The 20852-nt window shown below is 75.5% G+C and carries 17 protein-coding genes; 5 read left to right on the forward strand and 12 right to left on the reverse strand.

Annotated elements, in window-relative coordinates:
* Positions 1–19 precede the first annotated feature (19 nt).
* From ACI789_RS02295 to aztD, 4 genes are all read right to left on the reverse strand, one after another.
* Positions 20–640, reverse strand: coding sequence for a hypothetical protein (locus ACI789_RS02295; protein WP_457006525.1), 621 nt, complete (start codon positions 638–640; stop codon positions 20–22).
* Between the two features lie 79 nt (positions 641–719).
* The gene (locus tag ACI789_RS02300; RefSeq protein WP_457006526.1) at positions 720–1343 is read right to left on the reverse strand and encodes an antibiotic biosynthesis monooxygenase; all 624 of its coding nucleotides are present in this window, start codon (positions 1341–1343) and stop codon (positions 720–722) included.
* 227 nt (positions 1344–1570) lie between these two features.
* Entirely contained in the window at positions 1571–2440 is an 870-nt protein-coding gene (locus tag ACI789_RS02305; RefSeq protein WP_457006527.1) for a metal ABC transporter substrate-binding protein, read from the reverse strand.
* Positions 2437–3762, reverse strand: coding sequence for a zinc metallochaperone AztD (gene aztD / locus ACI789_RS02310; RefSeq protein WP_457006528.1), 1326 nt, complete (start codon positions 3760–3762; stop codon positions 2437–2439). Before aztD ends, ACI789_RS02305 begins: the two co-directional genes overlap by 4 nt.
* Before the next feature lie 100 nt (positions 3763–3862).
* Between aztD and ACI789_RS02315 the strand changes: the two genes are divergently transcribed.
* Positions 3863–4612, forward strand: coding sequence for an alanyl-tRNA editing protein (locus ACI789_RS02315; protein ID WP_457006529.1), 750 nt, complete (start codon positions 3863–3865; stop codon positions 4610–4612).
* 3 nt (positions 4613–4615) lie between these two features.
* On the opposite strand, the gene ACI789_RS02320 is transcribed toward ACI789_RS02315, so the two are convergent.
* Positions 4616–5386, reverse strand: coding sequence for a DUF6308 family protein (locus ACI789_RS02320; RefSeq protein WP_457006531.1), 771 nt, complete (start codon positions 5384–5386; stop codon positions 4616–4618).
* Positions 5387–5503: 117 nt separating this feature from the next.
* Here ACI789_RS02320 and ACI789_RS02325 point away from each other — a divergent pair, with 117 nt between their 5' ends.
* Entirely contained in the window at positions 5504–7321 is a 1818-nt protein-coding gene (locus tag ACI789_RS02325; protein ID WP_457006532.1) for an ExeM/NucH family extracellular endonuclease, read from the forward strand.
* On the opposite strand, the gene ACI789_RS02330 is transcribed toward ACI789_RS02325, so the two are convergent.
* The 3 genes from ACI789_RS02330 to ACI789_RS02340 are packed head-to-tail and all read right to left on the reverse strand — an operon-like array spanning position 7296 to position 10016.
* Positions 7296–8462, reverse strand: a complete 1167-nt coding sequence (locus tag ACI789_RS02330) for an alkaline phosphatase (RefSeq protein ID WP_457006533.1) — start codon at positions 8460–8462, stop codon at positions 7296–7298. The two genes, ACI789_RS02325 and ACI789_RS02330, sit on opposite strands and share 26 nt — an antisense overlap.
* 57 nt (positions 8463–8519) lie before the next feature.
* Positions 8520–9557, reverse strand: a complete 1038-nt coding sequence (locus ACI789_RS02335) for a glutathione S-transferase family protein (RefSeq protein ID WP_457006534.1) — start codon at positions 9555–9557, stop codon at positions 8520–8522.
* Positions 9558–9593: 36 nt separating this feature from the next.
* On the reverse strand, positions 9594–10016 hold the full coding sequence (locus tag ACI789_RS02340) for a DUF1810 domain-containing protein (protein ID WP_457006535.1): 423 nt from the start codon (positions 10014–10016) through the stop codon (positions 9594–9596).
* 79 nt (positions 10017–10095) lie between these two features.
* Between ACI789_RS02340 and ACI789_RS02345 the strand changes: the two genes are divergently transcribed.
* Positions 10096–11175 (forward strand): DUF3048 domain-containing protein, encoded by a 1080-nt coding sequence (locus ACI789_RS02345; RefSeq protein ID WP_457006536.1) that lies wholly within the window; start codon positions 10096–10098, stop codon positions 11173–11175.
* A 251-nt stretch (positions 11176–11426) separates the two neighbouring features.
* Here the strand turns inward: ACI789_RS02345 and ACI789_RS02350 are convergent, their stop codons facing one another.
* From ACI789_RS02350 to ACI789_RS02360, 3 genes are read right to left on the reverse strand one after another with little or no spacing between them, the layout of a single operon-like run.
* On the reverse strand, positions 11427–13358 hold the full coding sequence (locus ACI789_RS02350; RefSeq protein ID WP_457006537.1) for a S9 family peptidase: 1932 nt from the start codon (positions 13356–13358) through the stop codon (positions 11427–11429).
* Positions 13355–15145: an N-acetylglutaminylglutamine amidotransferase gene (locus tag ACI789_RS02355; protein WP_457006538.1), complete on the reverse strand. Its 1791-nt coding sequence runs from the start codon at positions 15143–15145 to the stop codon at positions 13355–13357. The genes ACI789_RS02350 and ACI789_RS02355 overlap by 4 nt, the downstream gene beginning before the upstream one ends.
* On the reverse strand, positions 15145–17700 hold the full coding sequence (locus ACI789_RS02360; RefSeq protein WP_457006539.1) for a glutamate--cysteine ligase: 2556 nt from the start codon (positions 17698–17700) through the stop codon (positions 15145–15147). The genes ACI789_RS02355 and ACI789_RS02360 overlap by 1 nt, the downstream gene beginning before the upstream one ends.
* 133 nt (positions 17701–17833) lie before the next feature.
* On the opposite strand from ACI789_RS02360, the gene ACI789_RS02365 reads away from it, so the two are divergent.
* Positions 17834–19297: an AAA family ATPase gene (locus ACI789_RS02365; protein ID WP_457006540.1), complete on the forward strand. Its 1464-nt coding sequence runs from the start codon at positions 17834–17836 to the stop codon at positions 19295–19297.
* Positions 19298–19432: 135 nt separating this feature from the next.
* On the opposite strand, the gene ACI789_RS02370 is transcribed toward ACI789_RS02365, so the two are convergent.
* Positions 19433–20314 carry an SAM-dependent methyltransferase gene (locus ACI789_RS02370; protein ID WP_457006541.1) on the reverse strand — a complete coding sequence of 294 codons (882 nt, stop codon included), beginning with the start codon at positions 20312–20314 and terminating at the stop codon, positions 19433–19435.
* Positions 20315–20464: 150 nt separating this feature from the next.
* Between ACI789_RS02370 and ACI789_RS02375 the strand changes: the two genes are divergently transcribed.
* Positions 20465–20845 carry a YybH family protein gene (locus ACI789_RS02375; protein ID WP_457006542.1) on the forward strand — a complete coding sequence of 127 codons (381 nt, stop codon included), beginning with the start codon at positions 20465–20467 and terminating at the stop codon, positions 20843–20845.
* The last annotated feature ends 7 nt before the right edge of the window (positions 20846–20852 follow it).

The raw sequence follows: 20852 nt of genomic DNA on the forward strand, positions 1-20852 counted from the left end.
CAACGACGTCGGTCCCCGCTCAGGCGGTCTCGGGCACCCGCAGGTGGGCGAGGACCAGTTCGAACTCCGCGACGTCGACGATCTGGCTGCCCATCGCCGCGGCGAACTCCTCGCGGACCGTCGTCGCGTCGGTGCGGGTGCGCTCGACGGTCTCCCGGTCGACGTAGGTGACCGCGCCGGCGGTGCGGCCCTCCTGCCGGTCCACCATGAGGCTCGCGCTGCAGAACCCGTCCACCTCCTCGAGGTGGGGGAGCAGGGTCAGCCGGTAGGCGTCGACGACCCGGTCCAGGTTCGCCGGGTCGGTGCGGGCCCAGGTGACCCGGGTGCAGGCCCCGTCGGGGGCCTGGTGCTCCCGGTGCAGGACGGCGATCTGCCACCGGTGCACGGCCAGCGAGCCGCCGAGCACCTCGGCGAGGTGGATGCGCAGGGGCCGGATGCCGTCGTCGCTGGCGTGCAGCGCCGCCTCCGACTCCCACGCGGTCGTGGCGATGCACCGGCCGGTGTCGCGGTCGGCGAGCATCGACAGACCGAGGCAGCCGTGGGTCCGGTCGAGGACCGGCATCACCTGCTCCCGCAGGTAGGCGATCCCGTTGTCGACGGCCTGCGGGTTGCCGCGGATGGTGGTCGCACGCGCGAACACGCCGCTGCTCCTTCCGGGGTCGGGAAGCGCTCCGGACGGTGCCCGCCCCGGTGTGGCCGGGCACCGTCCGGAGCCGAGGTCAGGCGGTCTCGGGGACCCGTAGGTGGGCCAGCACCAGTTCGTACTCCTGGACGTCGGTGATGGCCGCGTTCGTGCGCGCCACGAAGTCGTCCCGCATGGCGCGGGCGTACTCCCGTGCACCCTCCATCGCCTCGCGGCTCTCGAAGGTCACGGCGGAGACGCCCATCCCCTCGGCGCGGCTGACCAGGACGCTCATGCTGCAGAAGCCCCGGTACTCCTCCTCCATCCGCGGCAGGAAGACCATCTTGTAGGCGTCGAGGGTGCGGTCCATCTGGTCGGGCTCGCAGCGGACCCAGGTGACCCGCGTCCAGGCGCCCTCGGGTGCCTCGTGCGCCCGGTGCAGGACCCCGATCTCCCACTCGTGGACCTCGGGCTGCCCGCCGAAGATCTGCCCGGCGCGCTCCCGTGAGGAGCGGACGCCCTCGGCGCTTGCGTGCATCGCGTCGGCGTCCCGCCACGCGGTCGTCACGACGGCGCGGCCGGACTCCCGATCGGCGAGCATCGACAGGCCGATGCAGCCGTCCATCCCCTGGACCAGGGGCATCACCTCGTCGCGGACGTAGGCGATCCCCTCGTCCATGGCCTGCGGGTTGCCCTGGATGGTGGTCGAGCGGGCGTACATGCCACCACTCCTCTCCGGGAACGACTCCGCCGGGACGGCGGCCCGGCGGGAACGGCGGTGCCCCTGCGGCACCGCCGCGCCACCCAGCGTCCTCGCGGCGCGCGGGGGAGGGAAGGGCCCTCCGTCGCGCCGGGCGCAGTTGCCGAGGTGGCCACGAAGGCCGGTGTCCGGGTCGGGCGGGTGGGTCTGGTCGAGCCAGGGTGGGCCGGGCCGACGACGGGCGCACGTCACCGGTCGTCGCAGACCAGCCCACGCTGCAGCGCCGCCAGGTTCTGTCGCATCAGGCCGAGGTAGTCCTCGTCCGCGGCGACCCGCTCCACCGGGTGCAGCACGTCGGTGACCACGCCGAGGTCGTCGGCCAGCGCTGAAGCCGTCGCCCGGGAGGCGGCGGCGTCGAAGAAGACCGTTCGCACCCCGGACTCCTGCACGGTCTCGGCCACGTCGCGCAGCCGCGCCGGGGTCGGCTCGACGGCCGGGTCGATCCCAGCGATCCCCACCTGCCGCACGGCGTAGCGCTCGGCCAGGTAGCCGTACGCCTCGTGCCCGGTCACCAGCGTGGCGCCCCGGCAGGGGGCCAGCGCGGTCACGTACTGCTGGTCGAGGTCGGTCAGGGTGGCTTCGACCGCGGCGACGCGGGCCTCGACGTCGTCCGCCGCGCCGGCATCGAGCTCGGCCAGCGCGGCCCCGACGTCCCGGGCGACGATGGCGAGCCGGAGCGGGTCGAGCCAGAAGTGCGGGTCCCCCGCGAGGTCCGCCACCGGGGCGACGTCCACCAACCTCCCCGGGGGTTGCTGGTCGAGCGCCGCGTCGACGCCCGGCTGCAGGCCGCCGGAGAGGTGGACGACCAGGTCGGCCTCGGCCAGCTCGACGACCTGGGCCGGCGTGGGTTCGAACCCGTGGGTGTCTCCGCCGGGCGGCACGAGGTCGGTGACGGCCACCTCCGGTCCCGCGACCTGCTCGGTGACCCACTGCAGCGGGTAGGACGTCGTGACGACGTCGAGAGTGCCGTCCGCGTCCCGCGCCGCCGGACCGGTGCAGCCGGTCAGCGCGACGGTGGCGAGCAGGCACCCGACGGCGCGGGCGCGGAAGGCGGTCACTCGGCGTCGTCCCCCTCGTGAGCGGCCTCCGGGTGGCTCGCCCCCGCCTCGGCGTCGCCGGGGACACCTCGAAGCTCGTTCGGCGTCACCTCGAGCGGCGCGCTCTTCCAGACCTCGCCGCCCTCGACGTCCACGGCGTGGATCTGCGTGCTGGCCGGCTCGGTCACGTAGGCCGTCCCGTCGACCACGAACACCTGGGGGTGCGGGTCCTGCCAGTCCTCGGACTCCTCCCAGGGCGCGGTGACCGGGATGGACCGGGTGATCGAGCCGCTGGCCGGGTCGACGACCTGGAGCGCGCCGTCGTAGGTCAGGACCAGGCCCTCACCGTTCGGCCCGCGGCCGAACGAGCGGTACCAGTAGGGCGCCGGGAGGGCGACCAGGCTCATCTGCGCGGTCGTGGTGTCGATCAGCGCGACCGTCCGGGAGCGGTCCTCCGCGCTGCGCTCGTAGTCGCCGAGCACGATCGGCGAGTCGTCGGTGCCGAACTGGTTGCCGATGCGGCCGTACGCGTCCGGGCTGTCGATCTTGGTGAGCCGGCCGTCGGCGTACAGGACCGCGCCGTCCTCGCACCCGATGACGACCGCCTCGCCGGCGGCAACGGTCTCGCCGTGGACGTTCGGGCAGTCGTCGCGGGCGGCGATCTCCTGGCCGTCGGCGTCCAGGACCCGGACCCCGGAGCGTGCGTCCTCGGTGCCGTCAGAGACGACCATCCGGCCGTCCTCGAGCTCGACGGCGACGCCGTGGTGCGCTGCCGGCGTGCTGAACTCGCGGACCTCGCGGCCGGGGTCGGCGACCTCGGCGCTGTCGAACGCGGTCACGTCCCCGGTGCCGTCGTCGAAGAGCACCGTGCGGTCGGCGTGCGTCACGACGTGGCCGGGCTCCTCGGCCGGGAACACGATGTCGGTGAGCTCGGGCTCGGCCGTGTAGTAGTGCGAGTGGTCGCCGTGCGGCTCGGCCCAGGCGCCGGCGTCGAGCACCCGGAAGCCCCCCTGGGTGGAGACCAGCAGGTGCCGCCCGTCCCCGGCCGGGTTGAGCCGGCTGAAGCCGGGCAGCGGCTCGTCCGCGAGCACCTCGAGGGTCGTCGCGTCGAGGACCTGGACGCCGCCGTCGTAGGTGATCGCCAGCCGGGGGGCGTTGGCGCGCACCTCGAGCGCGGAGGCGTCCTCGGTCTCGTGCCCGTCGCCGGTGGGCGAGGGGCTCGTCGTGGCCGGGGCTGCGGACTGCCCGGCGTCCCCGGACGCGCACCCGGTCGCCACCGCGAGCGGGAGGACGGCGGCGACCAGGGAGACGCGGCGGGGGGCGGGGGACGAGAGGCGGTTCACGGCGACTCCTCGGTGGGTGGTGGGAATGCCGCGAGGCTAACAATAACGATACTCATTATCGATTAGCGGGGTCTGGTCGTCGCGCTGCAGGCCGGGCAGCATGCCGGGGGTGACCAGCGCGACCGACCGACACGGACACACCCACCGCCTCGACCTGGCGGACGCGACCGTCCGGGAGTGGGACGCCACGGTGGTGGCGGCCGACCCGGAGCAGGGGATCGTCCTCGACCGCAGCGCCTTCTACCCCGGCGGGGGCGGGCAGCCGCCGGACGAGGGGGTGCTGCTGTGGGGCGGCGTCCGCACCCGGATCGCCGGCACCCGGAAGGGCGACGAGCTCTACCTGATCCCCGTCGAGGGCGACCCGGTCCCGCCGGCCGGCACCGCGGTGCGCGGTGCCCTCGACGACGAGCGGCGCACGCAGCTGATGCGCACCCACTCCGGGCTGCACGTGCTCACCGGCGTGGTCTTCCGCGACTTCGGCGCACTGGTCACCGGCGGCAACATGGAGCCGCTGACCGCCCGGATGGACTTCGACCTGGCCGAGGTGCCGCCGGACTTCAAGGACCGGGTGGCCGAGGCGGTCAACGCCGAGATCGCCGCCGACCGCCCGATCGAGGTGAAGACCCTGCCCCGCGAGGAGGCGTTCGCGATCCCCGACATCATCCGCACCGCCACCAACCTGCTCCCGCCCGACATCGAGGTGGTGCGGATCGTCGACATCGTCGGCCTGGACACCCAGGCCGACGGCGGCACGCACGTGGCGAGCACGTCGATGGTGGGCCGGGTCGAGGTCACCAAGATGGAGAACAAGGGCCGCGGGTTCCGCCGGCTGCGCATCCGCGTCGTCTGAGGCTCAGGCCCGGTACGCGGCCCACTCGGGGGTCTCCCGGCCGAGGGCGACGGCGTGGGTCAGCCGCAGGCTGCCGGCCAGCCACACCAGGACGTCGTGCAGCCGCAGCCGGGTGAGCGGGACCCCACCGGTGGACACCAGCAGCTCCGACACCGTCGTCTCGAGGACGGCGAAGGCCTCGGCGCCGGCGACCAGCTCCCGGTGCACGACCGCCTCGACCCCGCTGTCACCCTCCTCGAGGTGGGGGAGCAGCTGCCGGCGGGTCGTCGCGTCGACCAGCGGGAACAGCTCCGGGCGCCGGTGGTGCAGTGCCGCGCCGAGGTGGTCGCGCGACGGCCCGGCCACCCGCTCGCCGATCTCGCGCAGCGCCGCGCCCACCGTCCCGGGCTCGGCCAGCACCGACAGCTCGTCGACCGGCAGCTCCCAGAAGGCGCGGCCGGCGGCCCGCTGCGTGACGGCGTCCGCGAGCGGGGCGACGTCGTCCATCGCGGCGCGGACGGCGGCCCATCCGGCCGGGTCGAGCCGGCCGTGCAGCCCCTCGGCGGTCAGGACGTCGTCGTCGCCGAGCGGGCCCGTGCCGCGGGTCCGGCCGTCGAAGCGCTCGTAGCCGAAGGCCAGGACGCGCAGCCACCGGCCCTCCGGGCGGCCGAGGGAGCGGAACCACAGCGGCCGGCGTCCGCGGGCGTAGCCGAGCACCGCCGCCACCGCGGTCTCGACCGTCAGCGGCTCGGGGCCGGCGCTCGGCAGGCGGAGGGGAAGACTCCCGTCGGGCACCGCACCAGCCTGGTGGACGCGGCCTCCGTCGCACAGCAGGGCGCGGCGAGTCGCGGGCGACTGGCCTACCGTCGTCCGTGCGCCCGGAGTCGCTCCCCCCGACCGAAGGAGCGTCGCGTGCCCTCGTCGCCTGCCCGCCGGCGCGCCGTCCTCGGCGCCCTGGTCCTCGTCCTCGCCGGTCTGCCGGCCGCGCAGGCGGTCGCCGCCAACTGCGCGGCCGAGCCTCCGCACGAGATCGGTCAGGTCCAGGGCAGCGGCGCGGCCACGCCGCTGGCCGGGCAGCAGGTCACCGTCCGCGGTGTCGTCGTCGCCGACCTGCCCGGCTTCTCGGGGTTCTACGTCCAGGCGCCGGACGGCGACGACGCGACCTCCGACGGGGTCTTCGTGTTCAGCCCCGTGCCGGTGGCCCTCGGCGACACCGTCGCGGTCAGCGGCGAGGCGCAGGAGTTCCAGGGCCAGACGCAGATCGCAGCCCGCTCGGACGTCACCGTCTGCGCCACCGGCAGCCCACTCCCGGCGCCGGCCGTCCTCGACCTGCCCGCCGGCGACGCGGCCCGCGAGCGGCTGGAGGGCGTGCTGGTCGAGCCGGCCGACGTGCTGACCGTGAGCGACGTGTTCGACCTGGTCACCTTCGGCGAGCTCACCCTGTCCGAGGGCGGGGTGCTGGTGCAGCCCACCGAGGTGGCCCGGCCCGGCCCGGCCGCGCAGGCGGTGGCCGCCTACGACGCGCGGCGGAGCGTCGTCCTGGACGACGGCGTCAGCGCGCGGGTCAGCGTCACGACCCGCCCGTACCTGTCGCTGACGACGCCGGTGCGGGTGGGCGACGAGGTCCGGTTCACCGAGCCGGTGGTCCTCGGCTGGGGCTTCGGCCAGTGGCGGCTGCAGCCCGCCGACGGCACGGCCGACGGCCTCCTCGCCCCGCAGGACACCCGCCCGGTCGCGCCGGACGACGTCGGCGGCGCCCTGCGGATCGGCTCGTTCAACGTGCTCAACTACTTCCTCACCCGCAGCGGCCCCGACGCCCGCGGGGCCCGCACCGACGCGGAGTTCGAGGAGCAGGCCGCCAAGGTCGTGTCGGCCATCGCCGGGCTGGACGCCGACGTCGTCACCCTGCTCGAGGTCGAGGACACCGACACCACCGGCTTCAGCCCCGGCGACGCCGACCGGGCGCTGGCCGACCTGACCGGGCGGCTCACCGAGCGCACCGGCGAGGAGTGGGCCTTCGTGCCGCTGCCGGCCGCGCTCTACGGCGTCGAGCGGGACGCCATCCGCAACGCGATCGTCCACCGCACCGCCGCCGTCCGGCCGGTCGGCGACCCGGTCGGGCTGGTGGACGAGGCGGTCTGGGGCAACGCCCGCGAACCGGTCGCGCAGACCTTCGCGGCCGGCGGCGAGGTGCTCACCGTCGTCGCCAACCACTTCAAGTCCAAGGGGTCGGCCGACGAGGCCACCGGGGACAACGCCGACACCGGCGACGGCCAGGGCGCGTGGAACGGCGACCGGGTCCGGCAGGCCCGCTCGCTGGCCGGCTTCGTGGCGGACCTCGCCGCGACCGACCCGGACGTCGTCGTCCTCGGCGACCTCAACGCCTACACGCGGGAGGACCCGGTCGAGGCGCTGCGCGCGGCCGGCCTGACCGAGCTCGGCGAGCGGTTCGACCCGGACCGGTACAGCTACGTGTTCGACGGCCGCTCCGGGTCGCTGGACCACGCGCTGGCCACGCCGTCGCTGGCGGCGCGGGTCACCGGGCTGGCGCACTGGCCGGTCAACGCGGTCGAGTCGTCGGCCTACCAGTACGACGGCGACCCGGCCCTCTACGCGCCTGACCCCTACCGCTCCAGCGACCACGACCCGCTCGTGCTGGGGGTCGACGCGGGCGCCGCCGGCCTCGCCGCCGGCCCGGCCTGCCTCAGCCGAGCAGCACCTCCCGCATGACCTCGTGCAGGTGGGTGTTCGGGTAGCTGCCCGCGAGCCGGTCGCTGCCCGGGCCCTCGGCGGTCACCGGAGTCGGCGCGCCGGTGTGGCCGTCGGTCGCCCAGCGCAGCACGAAGGCCCGGTCGCTGCCGGCCACGGGGAACGGGCCGTCGTCTCCGACCGGGACGGAGCCGCCCACCTCGACGGACAGGCCGCCGGTCTCGTGGTCGCCGGCCACGACCAGCAGCGTGTCGGGGTGCGCGGCGACGTGCTCCCGGACCACCTGGACGGCGTCGTCCAACGCGCGCATGGCCGCGAGCAGCCCGGCGCCGGCGTTGTCGTGGGCCGTCGCGTCCACGCCCTCCTCCTCGACGAGGAGGAAGAAGCCGTCCGGGTCGGCGGAGAGCCGGGCCAGCGCGGCGCGGGTCAGCTCCGCCAGCGACACGTCCGAGGGGCCGCCGTACAGCGGGCCGCCGGCGAACAGGCCGAGCACCCGGTCGCCGCCCGCGGCCGCGAGCCCGGCGCCGTCGGTCACCGTCGCGTAGCCCCGGCCGCGGGCGGCGTCGAGCAGGCCCCCGGACCAGCGGTCCGCGCCGCCGCCCAGGACCACCGCGGGGCCGCCGTCCTGCAGGTACTGGCCGGCGATGTCCTCCTGCGCGTCCCGGTCGGGCGTGGTGGCGAAGAACGCGGCCGGGGTGGCGTCGGTGACCTCCGAGGTGGTCACCAGACCCGTCGCGATCCCGGCGTCGGCGGCCTCGGTGCCGAGCGGGGTCAGCGGGTTCCCCTGTGGATCCACGCTGATCGCGCCGTTGCGGGTCCGGACGCCGGTGGCCCACGCCGTGGCCGCGGCCGCGGAGTCGGTCACGTCGGTGCCGGGGTCGTCGGGGGTGGTGGTCTGCTCGCCCGCCACGGCGAGGGAGTCCATGGCCAGCAGCCCGTCGGCGCCCTCCTGGTCCAGCCGGCCGGCCTCCCGCTGGGCCGCACCCATGCCGTCCCCGACGACGAGGACCACGCTGCGCGGCGGGAGCGCGCCGCGGACCGGCGACGTCGGGCCTGCGCCGGACGGGTCGGCGACCGTGCCGGCGGTGCCGGCCGTGCACGCCGCCAGCAGGACGGCGCTGCCGAGCGCCGCGGCGCGGGCGGACCAGCGGTGCCGGCTCATGCGGTCCACTCTCTCCCGCCCTCGCCCCGGCCGGCCCGGCTCCGGAGCCCGACCGGCTCAGCGGTGGCCGATGCCCGCGGGGCCGTGGTCGGCGGGGACCGTCTCGTCCTCCGGCGGCGGCCCGGGCGGCGTGCCGTCGCCGAACGGCGACCCGCCGAGCTCCTCCCGGCCGTGCGGGGTCAGCCAGTTCGACGTGTCCGGCCCCTGCGGGATGACCTGGGTCGGGTTGATGTCGGCGTGGACGACGTAGTAGTGCTCCTTGATCTGCGGGAAGTCGATCGTGTCGCCGAACCCCGGGGTCTGGAACAGGTCGCGCGCGTAGGCCCACAGCACCGGCATCTCGCTCAGCTTCTGCCGGTTGGCCTTGAAGTGGCCGTGGTAGACGGCGTCGAAGCGGGCCAGCGTGGTGAACAGCCGGACGTCGGCCTCGGTGATCGACCCGCCCATCAGGTAGCGCCGGTCGGCCAGCCGCTCCTCCAGCCAGTCCAGCGCCGTCCACAGCCGGTCGTAGGCCTTGTCGTACGCCGATTGGGAGCCGGCGAACCCGCAGCGGTACACGCCGTTGTTGACCTCGGTGTAGACCCGCCGCATCACCTCCTCCATCTCCTCGCGCAGGTGCGCGGGGTAGAGGTCGGGGGCGCCCTCCCGGTGGTGCTTCGTCCACTCGGTGGACAGGTCCAGCGTCATCTGGGCGAAGTCGTTGGTGACCACCTGCCCGCTGGGGACGTCGACGATCGTGGGCACCGTGATCCCGCGGTCGTAGTCGGGGAAGCGGGCGAGGAAGGCCTCCTGCAGCCGCTCGTAGCCGAGCACCGGGTCGCGGCCGTCGGGGTAGAGGTCGAAGGTCCACGACCGCTCGTCGTGGGTCGGCCCGCACAGGGCCATGGAGATCGCGCCCTCCAGGCCGAGCAGGCGACGCACGATCACCGCGCGGTTCGCCCACGGGCAGGCCCGGGCCACGACCAGCCGGTAGCGGTCGGGCTCGACCGGCCAGCCGCCGGAGCCGTCGGCGGTGATCCGGTCGCTGATGTAGGTCGAGTCCCGGTTGTACTCGCCGCCGGTCACGTAGCCCGATCCGCTGCTGTCCTCGCTCACGCCCCCAGCTTGATCGACGCGACGGCGTCGCGCCCGTCAGAGGCGGGTGAGCGTGGCCTCGTCGCGCTCGCCGCCGAAGAACCGGTCCAGCACCTGGCCGAAGACGGCGGCCTCGGGCTCGGCCCGCTCGAACAGCGTCATCGACGAGCGCAGCTTCACCGCGTCGACCGGCCCGAACACCCGGACGGCGTCGGCGGTGCCCAGGTCCAGCAGCGCCTGCGCGCACTCGGCCAGCCGCGGGCCGAGCACCGGGTGGTCGAGGTAGGCCTGGGCCTCCGGCAGCCCGGAGACCGCGTAGCGCTGCGCGGTCGCGCTGCGGCCGAGGCCGGCGACCTGCGGGAAGACGAACCACATCCAGTGGCTGCGCTTCGCGCCCGCCCGCAGCTCGGCCAGCGCCTGCTCGTAGGTCCCGCGGTCCTGGGCCTGGACGAACCGCTCGAGGTCGAAGGGATCGCTCACGCCGTCTCCCGTGTCCGCCGCGGGCCGCCGCCAACCACGCCCGGTGCACCCGGGGCGCCGGCCTGCCGATGACGTACGGGTGAACACCGGAAGAAGCCGTGCCGGGCGCGCACGGGATCGAGGACGCCGCCGGCTCGGGACGGCCCTGCTGGCCGGTGCGGTCCTGGGGACGACGGTCGCCTGCGGCGCGCAGACCCCCGCGGAGCCGGCCGCCTCGGCGGCGCCGACCGCGACCACGCCCCCGCCACCCCCGCCCGTGCTGTGGCCCCTCACCGGGGTGGACAGCGCCGGCGCCGACGTCGACCGCCCCGCACTGGCGATCAAGGTGGAGAACTCCGCCGACGCCCGCCCGCAGAGCGGCCTGAACGCCGCCGACCTGGTGTGGGAGGAGGTCGTCGAGGGCGGCATCGCCCGCTACGTCGCCGTCTACCACTCCACCCTGCCGCCGTCGATCGGCCCGGTGCGCTCGGTGCGGCCGATGGACCCCAACATCGTCGCGCCGCTGCACGGGCTGCTGGCCTTCTCCGGTGGCCAGAAGCCCTTCGTCCAGGCCACCCGCGACGCCGGCCTGCAGGTCGTCGACCCCGGGACGGGCGCCGGCTTCACCCGGGTCAGCGACCGCGTCGCGCCGCACAACACCTACGTCGACCCGGCCGCGCTGCTCGCCCAGGCCGACGCCGACCACCAGGCCGCGCCGCCGCCGCAGTTCGACCTCGCCAGCGGGGACGAGCAGCCCACGGCGCTGACCGACGGCACCCCCGCGGCCACCCTGGACCTCGCGCTGTCCCGGATCAGCACGCCGCGCTGGACCTGGAGCCAGCCGGACGGCGCCTGGGTGCGGGCCGAGGGCGGCACCCCGGCGGTCGAGGCCGACGGCACCCCGCTGCGGGCGACCAACGTCGTCGTCCTGCGGGTGGACGTCGTCGACACGAAGTACAAGGACAGCGCCCGCAACCCCGTGCCGGAGACGGTCATGCTCGGCGGGGGAGAGGCGCTGGTCGCCTCCGGCGGGCGTTCGGTGCCGGTCACCTGGTCGAAGGGGTCGGCGGACGAGCCGGTGCGGCTCACCGGCCCCGACGGCCAGCCGGTCCGGCTCGCGCCCGGCCGGACCTGGGTCGAGCTGGTGCCGAAGGCGACGGGGTCGGTGACCGTCGGCTGACAGCGCCGGGGGCATCGCAGCGAGCGAGGAGCGGACCGGGGCGCGCAAGCCGACCAGAGAAGCCGTCGCCCAAGTGTTGGTCCCGGGATGCTCGTGCTCTGCGTGCCGGACGTATGCAGAGCACGAGCACCCCGAGCACCAGCACGTGCGGACATCGTGCTCTGCGTGCTGGGCGTACGCAGAGCACGACCATCCAGAGGTGCGGGGTCGGCCGGCCGGGGGGCGCCACCGCGCCGCGGCCGCCCGGGGCGCTACCGCGCCGGTTCCCCGGGGGGCTCCTCCGCCAGTGACCTGGGCGCCACGCCCGCCGGGCGCGGCCCGTCCAGGGAGCCGACCAGGAAGTCCAGCGTCGTCCGCACGATCAGCTTGCGGGAGTCGGCCCGCCGGAAGACGTGCCCCTCCGCCTTGAGCTCCAGGTACTCCACCGGCCGGTCCAGCGCGCGCAGCGTCGCGACGATCTGGTGGGCTTCGCCGATCGGCACGTTCGTGTCGTGCTCGCCGTGGATGACCAGCAGCGGGGCGTCGATCCGGTGGGCCGAGGCCAGGGGCGAGATGTCCTCGAGCAGGGCGCGGTCGCGCTCGGGGTGGCCGTACTTGCTCACCGCCGCTGCGGCGATCCACGGCTCGCTGTCCCGGTAGAACGACACCAGGTCGGACATGCCGCAGACGTCGACGCCCGCGGCGAACACCCCGGGTGAGAAGGCCAGCGAGGCCAGCGTCAGGTACCCGCCGTAGGACCGGCCGGTCACCGCGACCCGGTCGCTCTCGGCGATCCCGGCCGCCACGAGGTGGTCGGCCGCGGCGAGCACGTCGGCGAAGGCGTCGTACCGCAGGTGCACGTCGTCGGCGTGCACGAACTCCCGGCCGAAGCCCGACGAGCCGCGGATGTTGGGCGCGAACACGGTGATCCCCGCCGCGGCCAGCGCCTGGTGCTCGGGCTCGAAGGTGGGCCGCTCCTGGCCCTCCGGGCCGCCGTGCAGGTACAGCGCCACCGGTCCGGGGGCCTTGAGCCGGCTCGGGGCGCGGTACAGCCAGCCGGTCAGCGGCAGCCCGTCCCGGCCGGCGAAGGTCTCCAGCGTCGGCACGACCAGCCGCCGCTTGGGCAGCGGCGGGGCGGAGGTGACCCGGGTCCAGGCGTGCGTGGTCGTGTCCAGGTGCCACAGCTCGCGGGGGCGGGTGGGGCCCTGGACGCCGAGCACCACGCTCGAGCCGTCGCGGCTGAGCACCGGGTCGGCGGCGACCAGGCCGGGCAGGCCGGTGATCGGCGTGCGCCCGCCCGTGGCGGTGTCCATCAGCTCCAGCTCGCTGCGGCCGGCGACGTTCCACACCAGCAGCAGCAGCCGGCCGGCGTCGTCGGCGTCGATGCCCTCCAGCTCCGCGTCGTCGCGGGCGGCCAGGCAGCGGGCCTCCCCGCGCCAGCCGTTGGGCCCGAAGGGCAGCCCGATGAGCTGCCGCCGGGGCAGCCCGACGTCGGAGGCGAGGTAGACGTAGACCGGGCCGCGGTGGTCCTCCGGCGCGGGCCGGATGAGCGCCACCTCGGTGGAGCCGGTCGCGCCGTGGGGGAGCGCGCTGAAGTCCTCGTCGGTGAGCCGGTCGACGACGGAGACGTACTGCTGACCGCGCTGGCCGTCGCGGATGACGATGAACCGCTCCTCCAGCGACACGTCGAGCACGTGGATCAGGTCGCCCTCGGCGAGGGGGTCCATCCGCCCGGTCGCCGGGTCGGCCAGGTACGAGCGGGTCGGCACGTCGGGCCCGGCTCCGGGGAAGGTGACGACGAAGCGGTGCCCGCTGCGCGTCCACGGGCCCAGCTCCGCGTGGGTCTCGGCGTCCCCGGCCACGCGCCGCGCGTCGGTGCCGTCGGGCCGCACCACCCAGACCGCCGTCCGGACGCCGCCGTCAGTGGCCACCTCGCAGGTCAGCCAGCCGCTGTCGGCCGCCCACCGGACCTTGACCACCGGGTCGTCGGAGAGCCGGATGTGCCGGGCGGGCGGGATCGGGCCGTCGAGGACGACGTCCTGGATCCACACCTGCGGCGTGCCCGACCGGTCGCTGATGAACGCGACGCAGCGGGCGTCGGGGGTCATGTTCGGGCCCCAGCTGCCCCAGGCGTCGACGAGGTCGTCGGCGAGCGCGGCCGCGGCCTCGACGGTCGTCGGGCTCGCGTCCACGTGGGTCGTCACCGTGCTGTGTCCTCCACCTTCTGCAGCCACATCTCCAGCAGCGCCACCTGCCACAGCGCGTTGGAGCCGAGGGTCGTCCGGGTGACGTTCGGCTCCCGCAGCATGCGCTCCACAGTGTCCGGCCGGAACAGGCCACGCCGCTTGGCGGCCGGGTCGGTCAGCGCCTCGCGGACCCGTTCCAGGTAGGGGCCGTCGAGCTGCCGGATGGCCGGCACCGGGAAGTATCCCTTGGTCCGGTCGATGACCTCGTCCGGGACCATCCCGCGCGCGGCCCGCTTGAGCACGCCCTTGCCGCGGTCGGCGAGCTTGAGCTCCGGCGGGATCCGCCCGGCCAGCTCGACCAGCTCGTGGTCGAGGAAGGGCACCCGCGCCTCCAGGCCCCAGGCCATCGTCATGTTGTCGACCCGCTTCACCGGGTCGTCGACCAGCATGACCGTGGTGTCGTTGCGCAGCGCGGCGTCCACCGCGGTCTCCGCGCCGGGCTGCCCGAACTGCTCGCTGACGAAGGCGGTCGGGGCGTCGGAGTCGAGCAGCCAGTCCGGCTCGAGCAGCTCGCCCATCGCCGCCCAGCGGCGGTCGAAGAACACCCGGGAGTAGGCCTCGACGGCGTCGGCGCGGGGCACGCCGGCCAGCGGGGGGTACCAGTCGTAGCCGCCGAGCACCTCGTCGGCGCCCTGCCCGGACTGCACGACCTTGACGTGCTGGGAGACGTCCTGCGCGAGCAGGTAGAAGGCGACGCAGTCGTGGCTGACCATCGGCTCGCTCATCGCGGCGACGGCGGCGTCGATGCCCGGCAGCAGCCGCGAGTTGTCGATGGCGATGCGGTGGTGGTCGGTGGCGAACCGCTGCGCCACCAGCGACGAGTACTCGAACTCGTCGCCGGACTCCCCGCCGGCGGACTCGAAGCCGATGCTGAACGTGGCCAGCCCGGTCTGCCCCTGTTCGGCCAGCAGCGCGACGACGAGGCTGGAGTCGATGCCGCCGGACAGCAGCACGCCGACCGGCACGTCGGAGACCATCCGCCGCTCGACGGCGGTGCGCAGCGCGGCCAGCAGCGCCTCCTCCCAGTCCCGGGAGGTCCAGCCGGCGCGGTCGGGGTCGCGGGTGAACAGCGGCCGCCAGTAGACGGTGTCGCGGCTGGTGCCGTCGGGCTCGACGACGCGCACGGTGGCCGGCGGCAGCTTGCGGACCCCGGCCAGGATCGTCCGCGGCGCCGGGACGACGGAGTGGAAGGTCATGTAGTGCGCCAGCGCGGTCCGGTCGATCGCGGTGTCGACGCCGCCGCCGGCCAGCAGCGCCTGCACGGTGGAGGCGAACCGCACGCGGTCGGGCCGGGCGTCGACGTAGAGCGGCTTGATGCCGAGCCGGTCGCGGGCCAGCACCAGCCGGCCGGTGGCGTGCTCGACCACGGCGAAGGCGAACATGCCGAGGAAGTGCTCGACGCAGGCGGTGCCCCACTCGGCGTAGGCCTTGAGCACCACCTCGGTGTCCGACGTCGAGAAGAAGCGGTGGCCGCGGGCGGCGAGGTCGGCGTGCAGCTGCCGGTGGTTGTAGACGATCCCGTTGAAGACGACGGTCAGCCCCAGGTGCGGGTCGACCATCGGCTGGGCGCCCCGCTCGGAGAGGTCGATGATCGACAGCCGGCGGTGGCCGAGCCCGATCGGGCCGCGGGCCCACAGCCCGTCGCCGTCCGGGCCGCGGTGGGCCTGGCAGGCGGTCATCCGGTCGAGGACGGCGACGTCGGCCCGCCCTCCGTCGAGGCGCAGTTCGCCGGCGAGTCCGCACATCAGCGGTTCCCCTTCCCCCTCGGGTCCGACGGCGTCGGCCCGGTGATCAGCCAGGTGTCCTTCGCTCCGCCGCCCTGCGAGCTGTTCACGACGAGGCTGCCGGGGGCGGCGACCCGGGTCAGCGCGAGCGGGGGCACCGAGGCGTCGTCGGGCCCGGTGCCGGTGAGGTGGACGAACGCGCGCAGGTCGATGTGCCGCGGGTGCAGGCCGTCGCGGTCCAGCGCCGGTGCGGAGGAGAGAGCGACGACCTCCTGGGCCACCCACCCGCCGGGTCGCCGGGCGATCTCCGCGCGTCGCTGGACGACGGCGGCCGCGGGCGCCGCCGGGCCGATCAGCACGCCGGAGCCGCCGAAGCCGTCGACGGGCTTGGTGACCAGCTCGCCGACCCGCTCGAGGACGGCGCGCCGCTCGGCCTCGTCGCTCGGCCGGTAGGTGGGCACCGACTCCAGCAGCGGGTGCTCGTCGAGGTAATAGCCGATCAGCTCGGGCACCCAGCAGTACGTGGCCTTGTCGTCGCCGACGCCGTTGCCGGGGGCGTTGGCCAGCACCACCGCGCCGGCGGCCGCGACGTCGAGCACCGCGGCGCCGACCGGGCGGCCCGCGGTGTCGGCGAGGTCGGCCAGCTCGCCGTCCAGCCGGAGGTGGAGGGCGCCGATCGGCAGGCGGCTGCCGCGGTGCACCACCCGGCCCTCGTCGGTGTCGAGGTCGTCGGCGGTGACCAGCAGCAGCCCGGCGCCCTCGGCCAGCCGCCGGTGCTCGTACCAGGCGGAGCTGTCCGGGCCGCTGGTGAGCAGCGCCGCCGCGGTGCCGGGCTCGGCGTGCCGGAGCAGGGTCGCCCGCAGCGACTCGTAGACCGCAGCCGGGTGGGCCAGGCCGGCCGGGCGGGGCAGGTCGGGCATGACGGCGTCCAGCAGCCGGCGGGCGGCCACGGCGTAGGCCGCGCCGCTGGGGTCGCGCAGGTTGTCCTCCAGCACCCGCCAGCCGCCGTACTCGGTGCGGACGACGTCGAAGCCCATGACCGGGGCCCGGACCGCGTCACGGGGCAGCCGCGTGGCCTCGGGCCGCCACCCGGGGCAGTCGAGGACGGCCTCACGGGGCAGCACCCCGTCGGCGAGCACCCGTTGCGGGCCGTACACGTCGCGGAGGAACAGCTCCAGGGCGCGGGCCCGCTGCACCAGCCCGGCGGCCAACTCCTGCCACTCGTGGCGGTTGACGATCCGCGGCACCAGATCGACGCCGAACAGCCGCTCCTCGCCCTGCACCCGGAAGGTCACGCCCTGCGCGGCGAGCCAGGCGTCGCGGGCGGCCTCGCGCCGGGCGACCTCCTCGGGCGGGAGCGCGGAGACCACCTCGAGCACGTCGCGGTAGGCCGGCCGGGGGACCGCGCCGGCGCCGATCGCCTCGTCCCCGGCACGGGACCGGTACCGCCACAGCGCCGGACCGGCGGGCGCGGGACCGCCGGCCGGGCCGTGGGACTCCGCGACCACCAGCCGCATGACGTCGGTGAGGTCGCCGGACTCGGCGAACGCCGCCCGCTGCCGGTCGGCGGAGTTGCCGCGGGCCAGGGTGGTCTCGGCGAGCTCGGTGACCGTCTCCCAGTCGCCGAGCTCCTCCAGCTGCGGCCGCAGGCGGGCGAGCAGGCCGCGCACCACGTCGGCGGCCGGGCGCGGCCGGGGGTGCAGGGCGCCGTCGAGCAGCTCGCGGGTCAGGCCGCCGCGGGCCGCCTGCCACATCGCGGCGCGGTGCAGGGGCGCCGGCGCGGGCACGTGCGGGCGACCGGCCGCCACGTCGAGCTCGGCGGCGCGGACCATCGCCCGGAACAACCCGGCGATGAGGACCGCGTCGTCCACCAGCGGGCAGGCGTCGCAGACGCGCAGCTCCAGGGTGGGCGCGTGCGACGAGGGCCGGACGTCGAAGTAGGCCATCTTCGCGTCGGCGATGACCCCCGACCCGATGAGGTCGGCCACCAGCGCGTCGTACTCGGCGGCGCTGGCCAGCGGGCCCGTCGCGCCGGCGGTGGGCCAGCGCTGCCAGATGATCGTGCGGATGCTGCTGTAGCCGGTGTCGGAGCCGTTCCAGAACGGCGAGCTGGCGGAGAGGGCGAGCAGCACGGGCAGGTCGCGGGCCACCCGCTGGGCGATCTCCACGGCGAGGTCGCGGTCGGAGACGCCGACGTGCACCTGGGTGCCGCAGATCAGCTGCTCGTCGACCAGCAGCCGGTACTGCTCGTGCATGCGGCCGTAGCGGCCGGTGGCGGTCAGCTCGAAGTCGGCGAAGGTGGAGCGGGGCGCCGTCCCGACGGCGGCCACGCCGAGCCCCTCGCGGCCGGCGACGGCGACCAGCTCCTCCCGCAGCCGCAGCAGCTCCGCGCGCAGGTCGGCCAGGGTGGTGACCACCGCGGTGTTGGTCTCGACGGTGGTCCGCTGGATCTCCGCGGCGTAGGACGAGCTGGGCAACCGGCTGAGCAGCCGGGGCGCGCGTGCCGACAGCTCCCACCGGTCGAGGTCGATGAGGTGGAGTTCCTCCTCGGCGCCGAGCGTCAGCTCTGCGGCCATCCGAGGACGCTAACGGGCCGCGTGTTGCATCGGTGGGTCCCCGGCGTTCCCGTTCGGGGAAACCGGCGGCCACCGGCACCGCGCCGTCCGGAAACCGCTGGTCCCGGCGTCGTCGCCCTGCCAGGCTGCCGCGGTGCAACGGGGATGGACGACGTACGGACCGGCGGCCCAGGACGGCGCGGCGCCGGTCGACGACCGGCCGCTGGAGCTGGCCGACATCGGCAAGCTCGCCCGCCGCGGCGTGCGGGCGGTGACCCGCGCGGCGCGGGCCGACGACCGGGCCACCCTCGCCGGGCTGCTCGGCGAGCACCTGGGCGACGCCGCGGGCGGGGACGTCGTCGAGGAGACCTGGCCCGGCTACGAGCACGTCAACGTGCAGTCCGGGCTGGACGCCTGGCTGGCCGCCGACGGGCGGACCAGCGAGCTGGTCGGGATCGTCAACTTCCGGCACCGCCCCTTCGGCCTGGCCGAGCTGCTGGCGATGGACGGGCAGCCGGCCGACCCGTTCGGCCCGCGGCCGGGCAACGCCGCGACGGTCAACCTGCCGTGCGGTCCGGACGGCGCGACACGGCCGTGCCTGCGCTGCGCTGTTCACCTGGTGACCGAGAACGGCGCCCGGACGGCGGTGCTGGTGCGCGCCGCCGAGCCGGAGATGGGCATGGACCGGGTGTCGGTGCAGGCGCTGTCCACCGACCCGGACGCCGCGCGGGCCGCCGTCCGGGACATCCGGGCCGCCGCCGAGCGGGAGAACGTCTTCCGCGGGCAGGTGCTCTCCTTCGGCACGGAGGTGTTCGGGCACGGGCAGACGCTGCTGCAGTTCCACCGCCGGCCGCGGCTGGCGCCCGGGCAGCTGGTGCTCGACGCCGGGACGATGGCCGAGATCGAGCGCCAGGTCGTCGACGTCGCCCGGCACAAGGAGCGGCTGCTCGCCGCCGGGCAGCACCTCAAGCGCGGCCTGCTGCTCTACGGGCCGCCCGGCGTCGGCAAGACGCACACCGTGCGCTACCTCATCGGCCGGCTGCCCGGGACGACCGTCGTCCAGCTGACCGGCGGCGCCCTGCACCTGATCGCCGAGGCGTGCTCGGTGGCCCGGTCGCTGCAGCCGGCGATGATCGTCGTCGAGGACGTCGACCTCATCGCCGAGGACCGCGGCATGCACCCCGGCCACCACCCGCTGCTGTTCCAGCTGCTCAACGAGATGGACGGCCTCGCCGAGGACGCCGACGTCGTCTTCCTGCTCACCACCAACCGGGCCGACCTGCTCGAGCCGGCGCTGGCCGCCCGCCCCGGCCGGGTCGACCAGGCCGTCGAGCTGACGCTGCCCGACCGCGACGCCCGCCGGGCGCTGTTCGACCTCTACCGCGGCGAGCTCGCGATGGACCTCTCGGGCCTGGACGACGTCCTGGACCGCACCGACGGCGTCACGGCGTCGTTCCTCAAGGAGCTCATCCGCCGGGCCGCGCTGTTCGCCGCCGAGCGCACGGGGGACGGCGCGCTGTCGGTGTCCGCCGCCGACCTGACCAGCGCACTCGACGAGCTGCTCGACACCCGCAACGCGATGACCCGCACCCTGCTCGGCGCCGCCCGCACCGTGTGACGGCGCCCTGAGCAGGGACGCAGGACCCTGGTGCACCGGGCGTGTCGCGGTACGAGGATGTTCCGTCTCGGTTCCTCGAGACATGGGGTCCTCCTGTGCCGGACCCGGCAGAGCACGAGCGTCCGCGGACCGGCCTCAGCGGCGGCCGGCGTAGAGGCGCACCGGCGCGGCCCAGCTGCGCGGCACCTCGGCGACGTCGGTCAGCCCGGCGTCGCGGAGCAGGTCCAGCAGCTCGGCCGGCTGCCAGGGGTGCCCGCCGCTGCGCACCGTGCGCAGGTCGGTGAGCAGCTGCCCGAGCCGGTCCGGGCCGCCGGCGAACGTGCCGGCCAGCAGCCAGCCGCCCGGACGCAGCGCCCGGCACGCTGCCTCCAGCACCTCCGGGACGACGTCTCGCCGCAGGAACGGCATGGGCAGCCAGACCACGTCGTAGGCCTCGGTCTCGTCGAGGGTCGCGGCGTCCTGCAGGCGCAGGTCGATCCGGTCGGTCAGCCCGGCGTCGGCGCGGTTGACCTTGGCCAGGTCGAGCGCCGGCTCGAAGAGGTCGATCCCGGTGACGTGCAGGTGCGGATAGGCCTGCGCCAGCGCGATCGCCAGCCACCCGGTGCCGGTGCCGACGTCCAGCAGCGTCGAGCCGGGGCGGGCGAGCGCCTCGGCCAGCCCGGGCAGCGCCGGCTCGGCGGCCCGGACGGCGCCGGCGATGCCCATCGACAGCCGGCCGATGCTCTGCAGCAGCCGCTCGTCGACGCGGTCCCAGCCTCCGGACCGCCCGGGGTCGTCCACGAGGTCGACGGCCTGCCGCAGCCAGGTGCGGGCCAGCCCCACCACCTGGGCCGCGGGGACCGGGGCGACGGCGTTCCCGCCGAGCAGCTCGGCGGCGACGTCGGCGAGCACGGCGCGCACCGCCGGGTCGGCCGGCAGGCCCTCGGTCTCGATGCGGACGTGGGCGGCGAGTGCGGCCAGCGCGTCGGTGGCCACGCCGAGCTCCACCGCCCGGGTCATCAGTGCGTCGGCAGCCATGGCCGGCCCTCCGCGGCGGCCCCCGGGTGCGGGGACGGGGGCCCAGCCTCCCGCCGTCCGCACGCCTCGGGCAACGCCCTAGGACCCTGGACGCGCCCGTGCGACCCCGCACAGCCTGGGAGGACATAACCCGGCGTGGAGGAGGCCGTCATGAGCCGCAGGGACATCGAGGTCCTGAACGACACGTTCGTGCAGGGTGTCGAGAAGCGCGACGCCGCGATGATGGGGTCGGTCTACGCGCCGGACGCCCGGCTGCTGCCGCCGGGAGCGCCGGCGGTGGACGGCGCGGACGCGATCACCGACTTCTGGAAGCAGGTGCTCGACCAGGGGGTCGACGGCGGGTCGCTGACCACGCTGTTGGTCGAGGAGCGCGACGACCTGGCCGTCGAGGAGGGGCAGTTCCAGATCAGGGCGGGCGGTGCGGTCGTCGAGTCCGGCAAGTACGTCGTCGTCCACCGGCGGCAGCCCGACGGCTCCTGGCGGTGGTGGCGGGACATCTTCAACTCCGACCAGCCGCCGCCGAGCAGCTGACGGCGGC

Source organism: Geodermatophilus sp. SYSU D00965 (assembly GCF_054050075.1).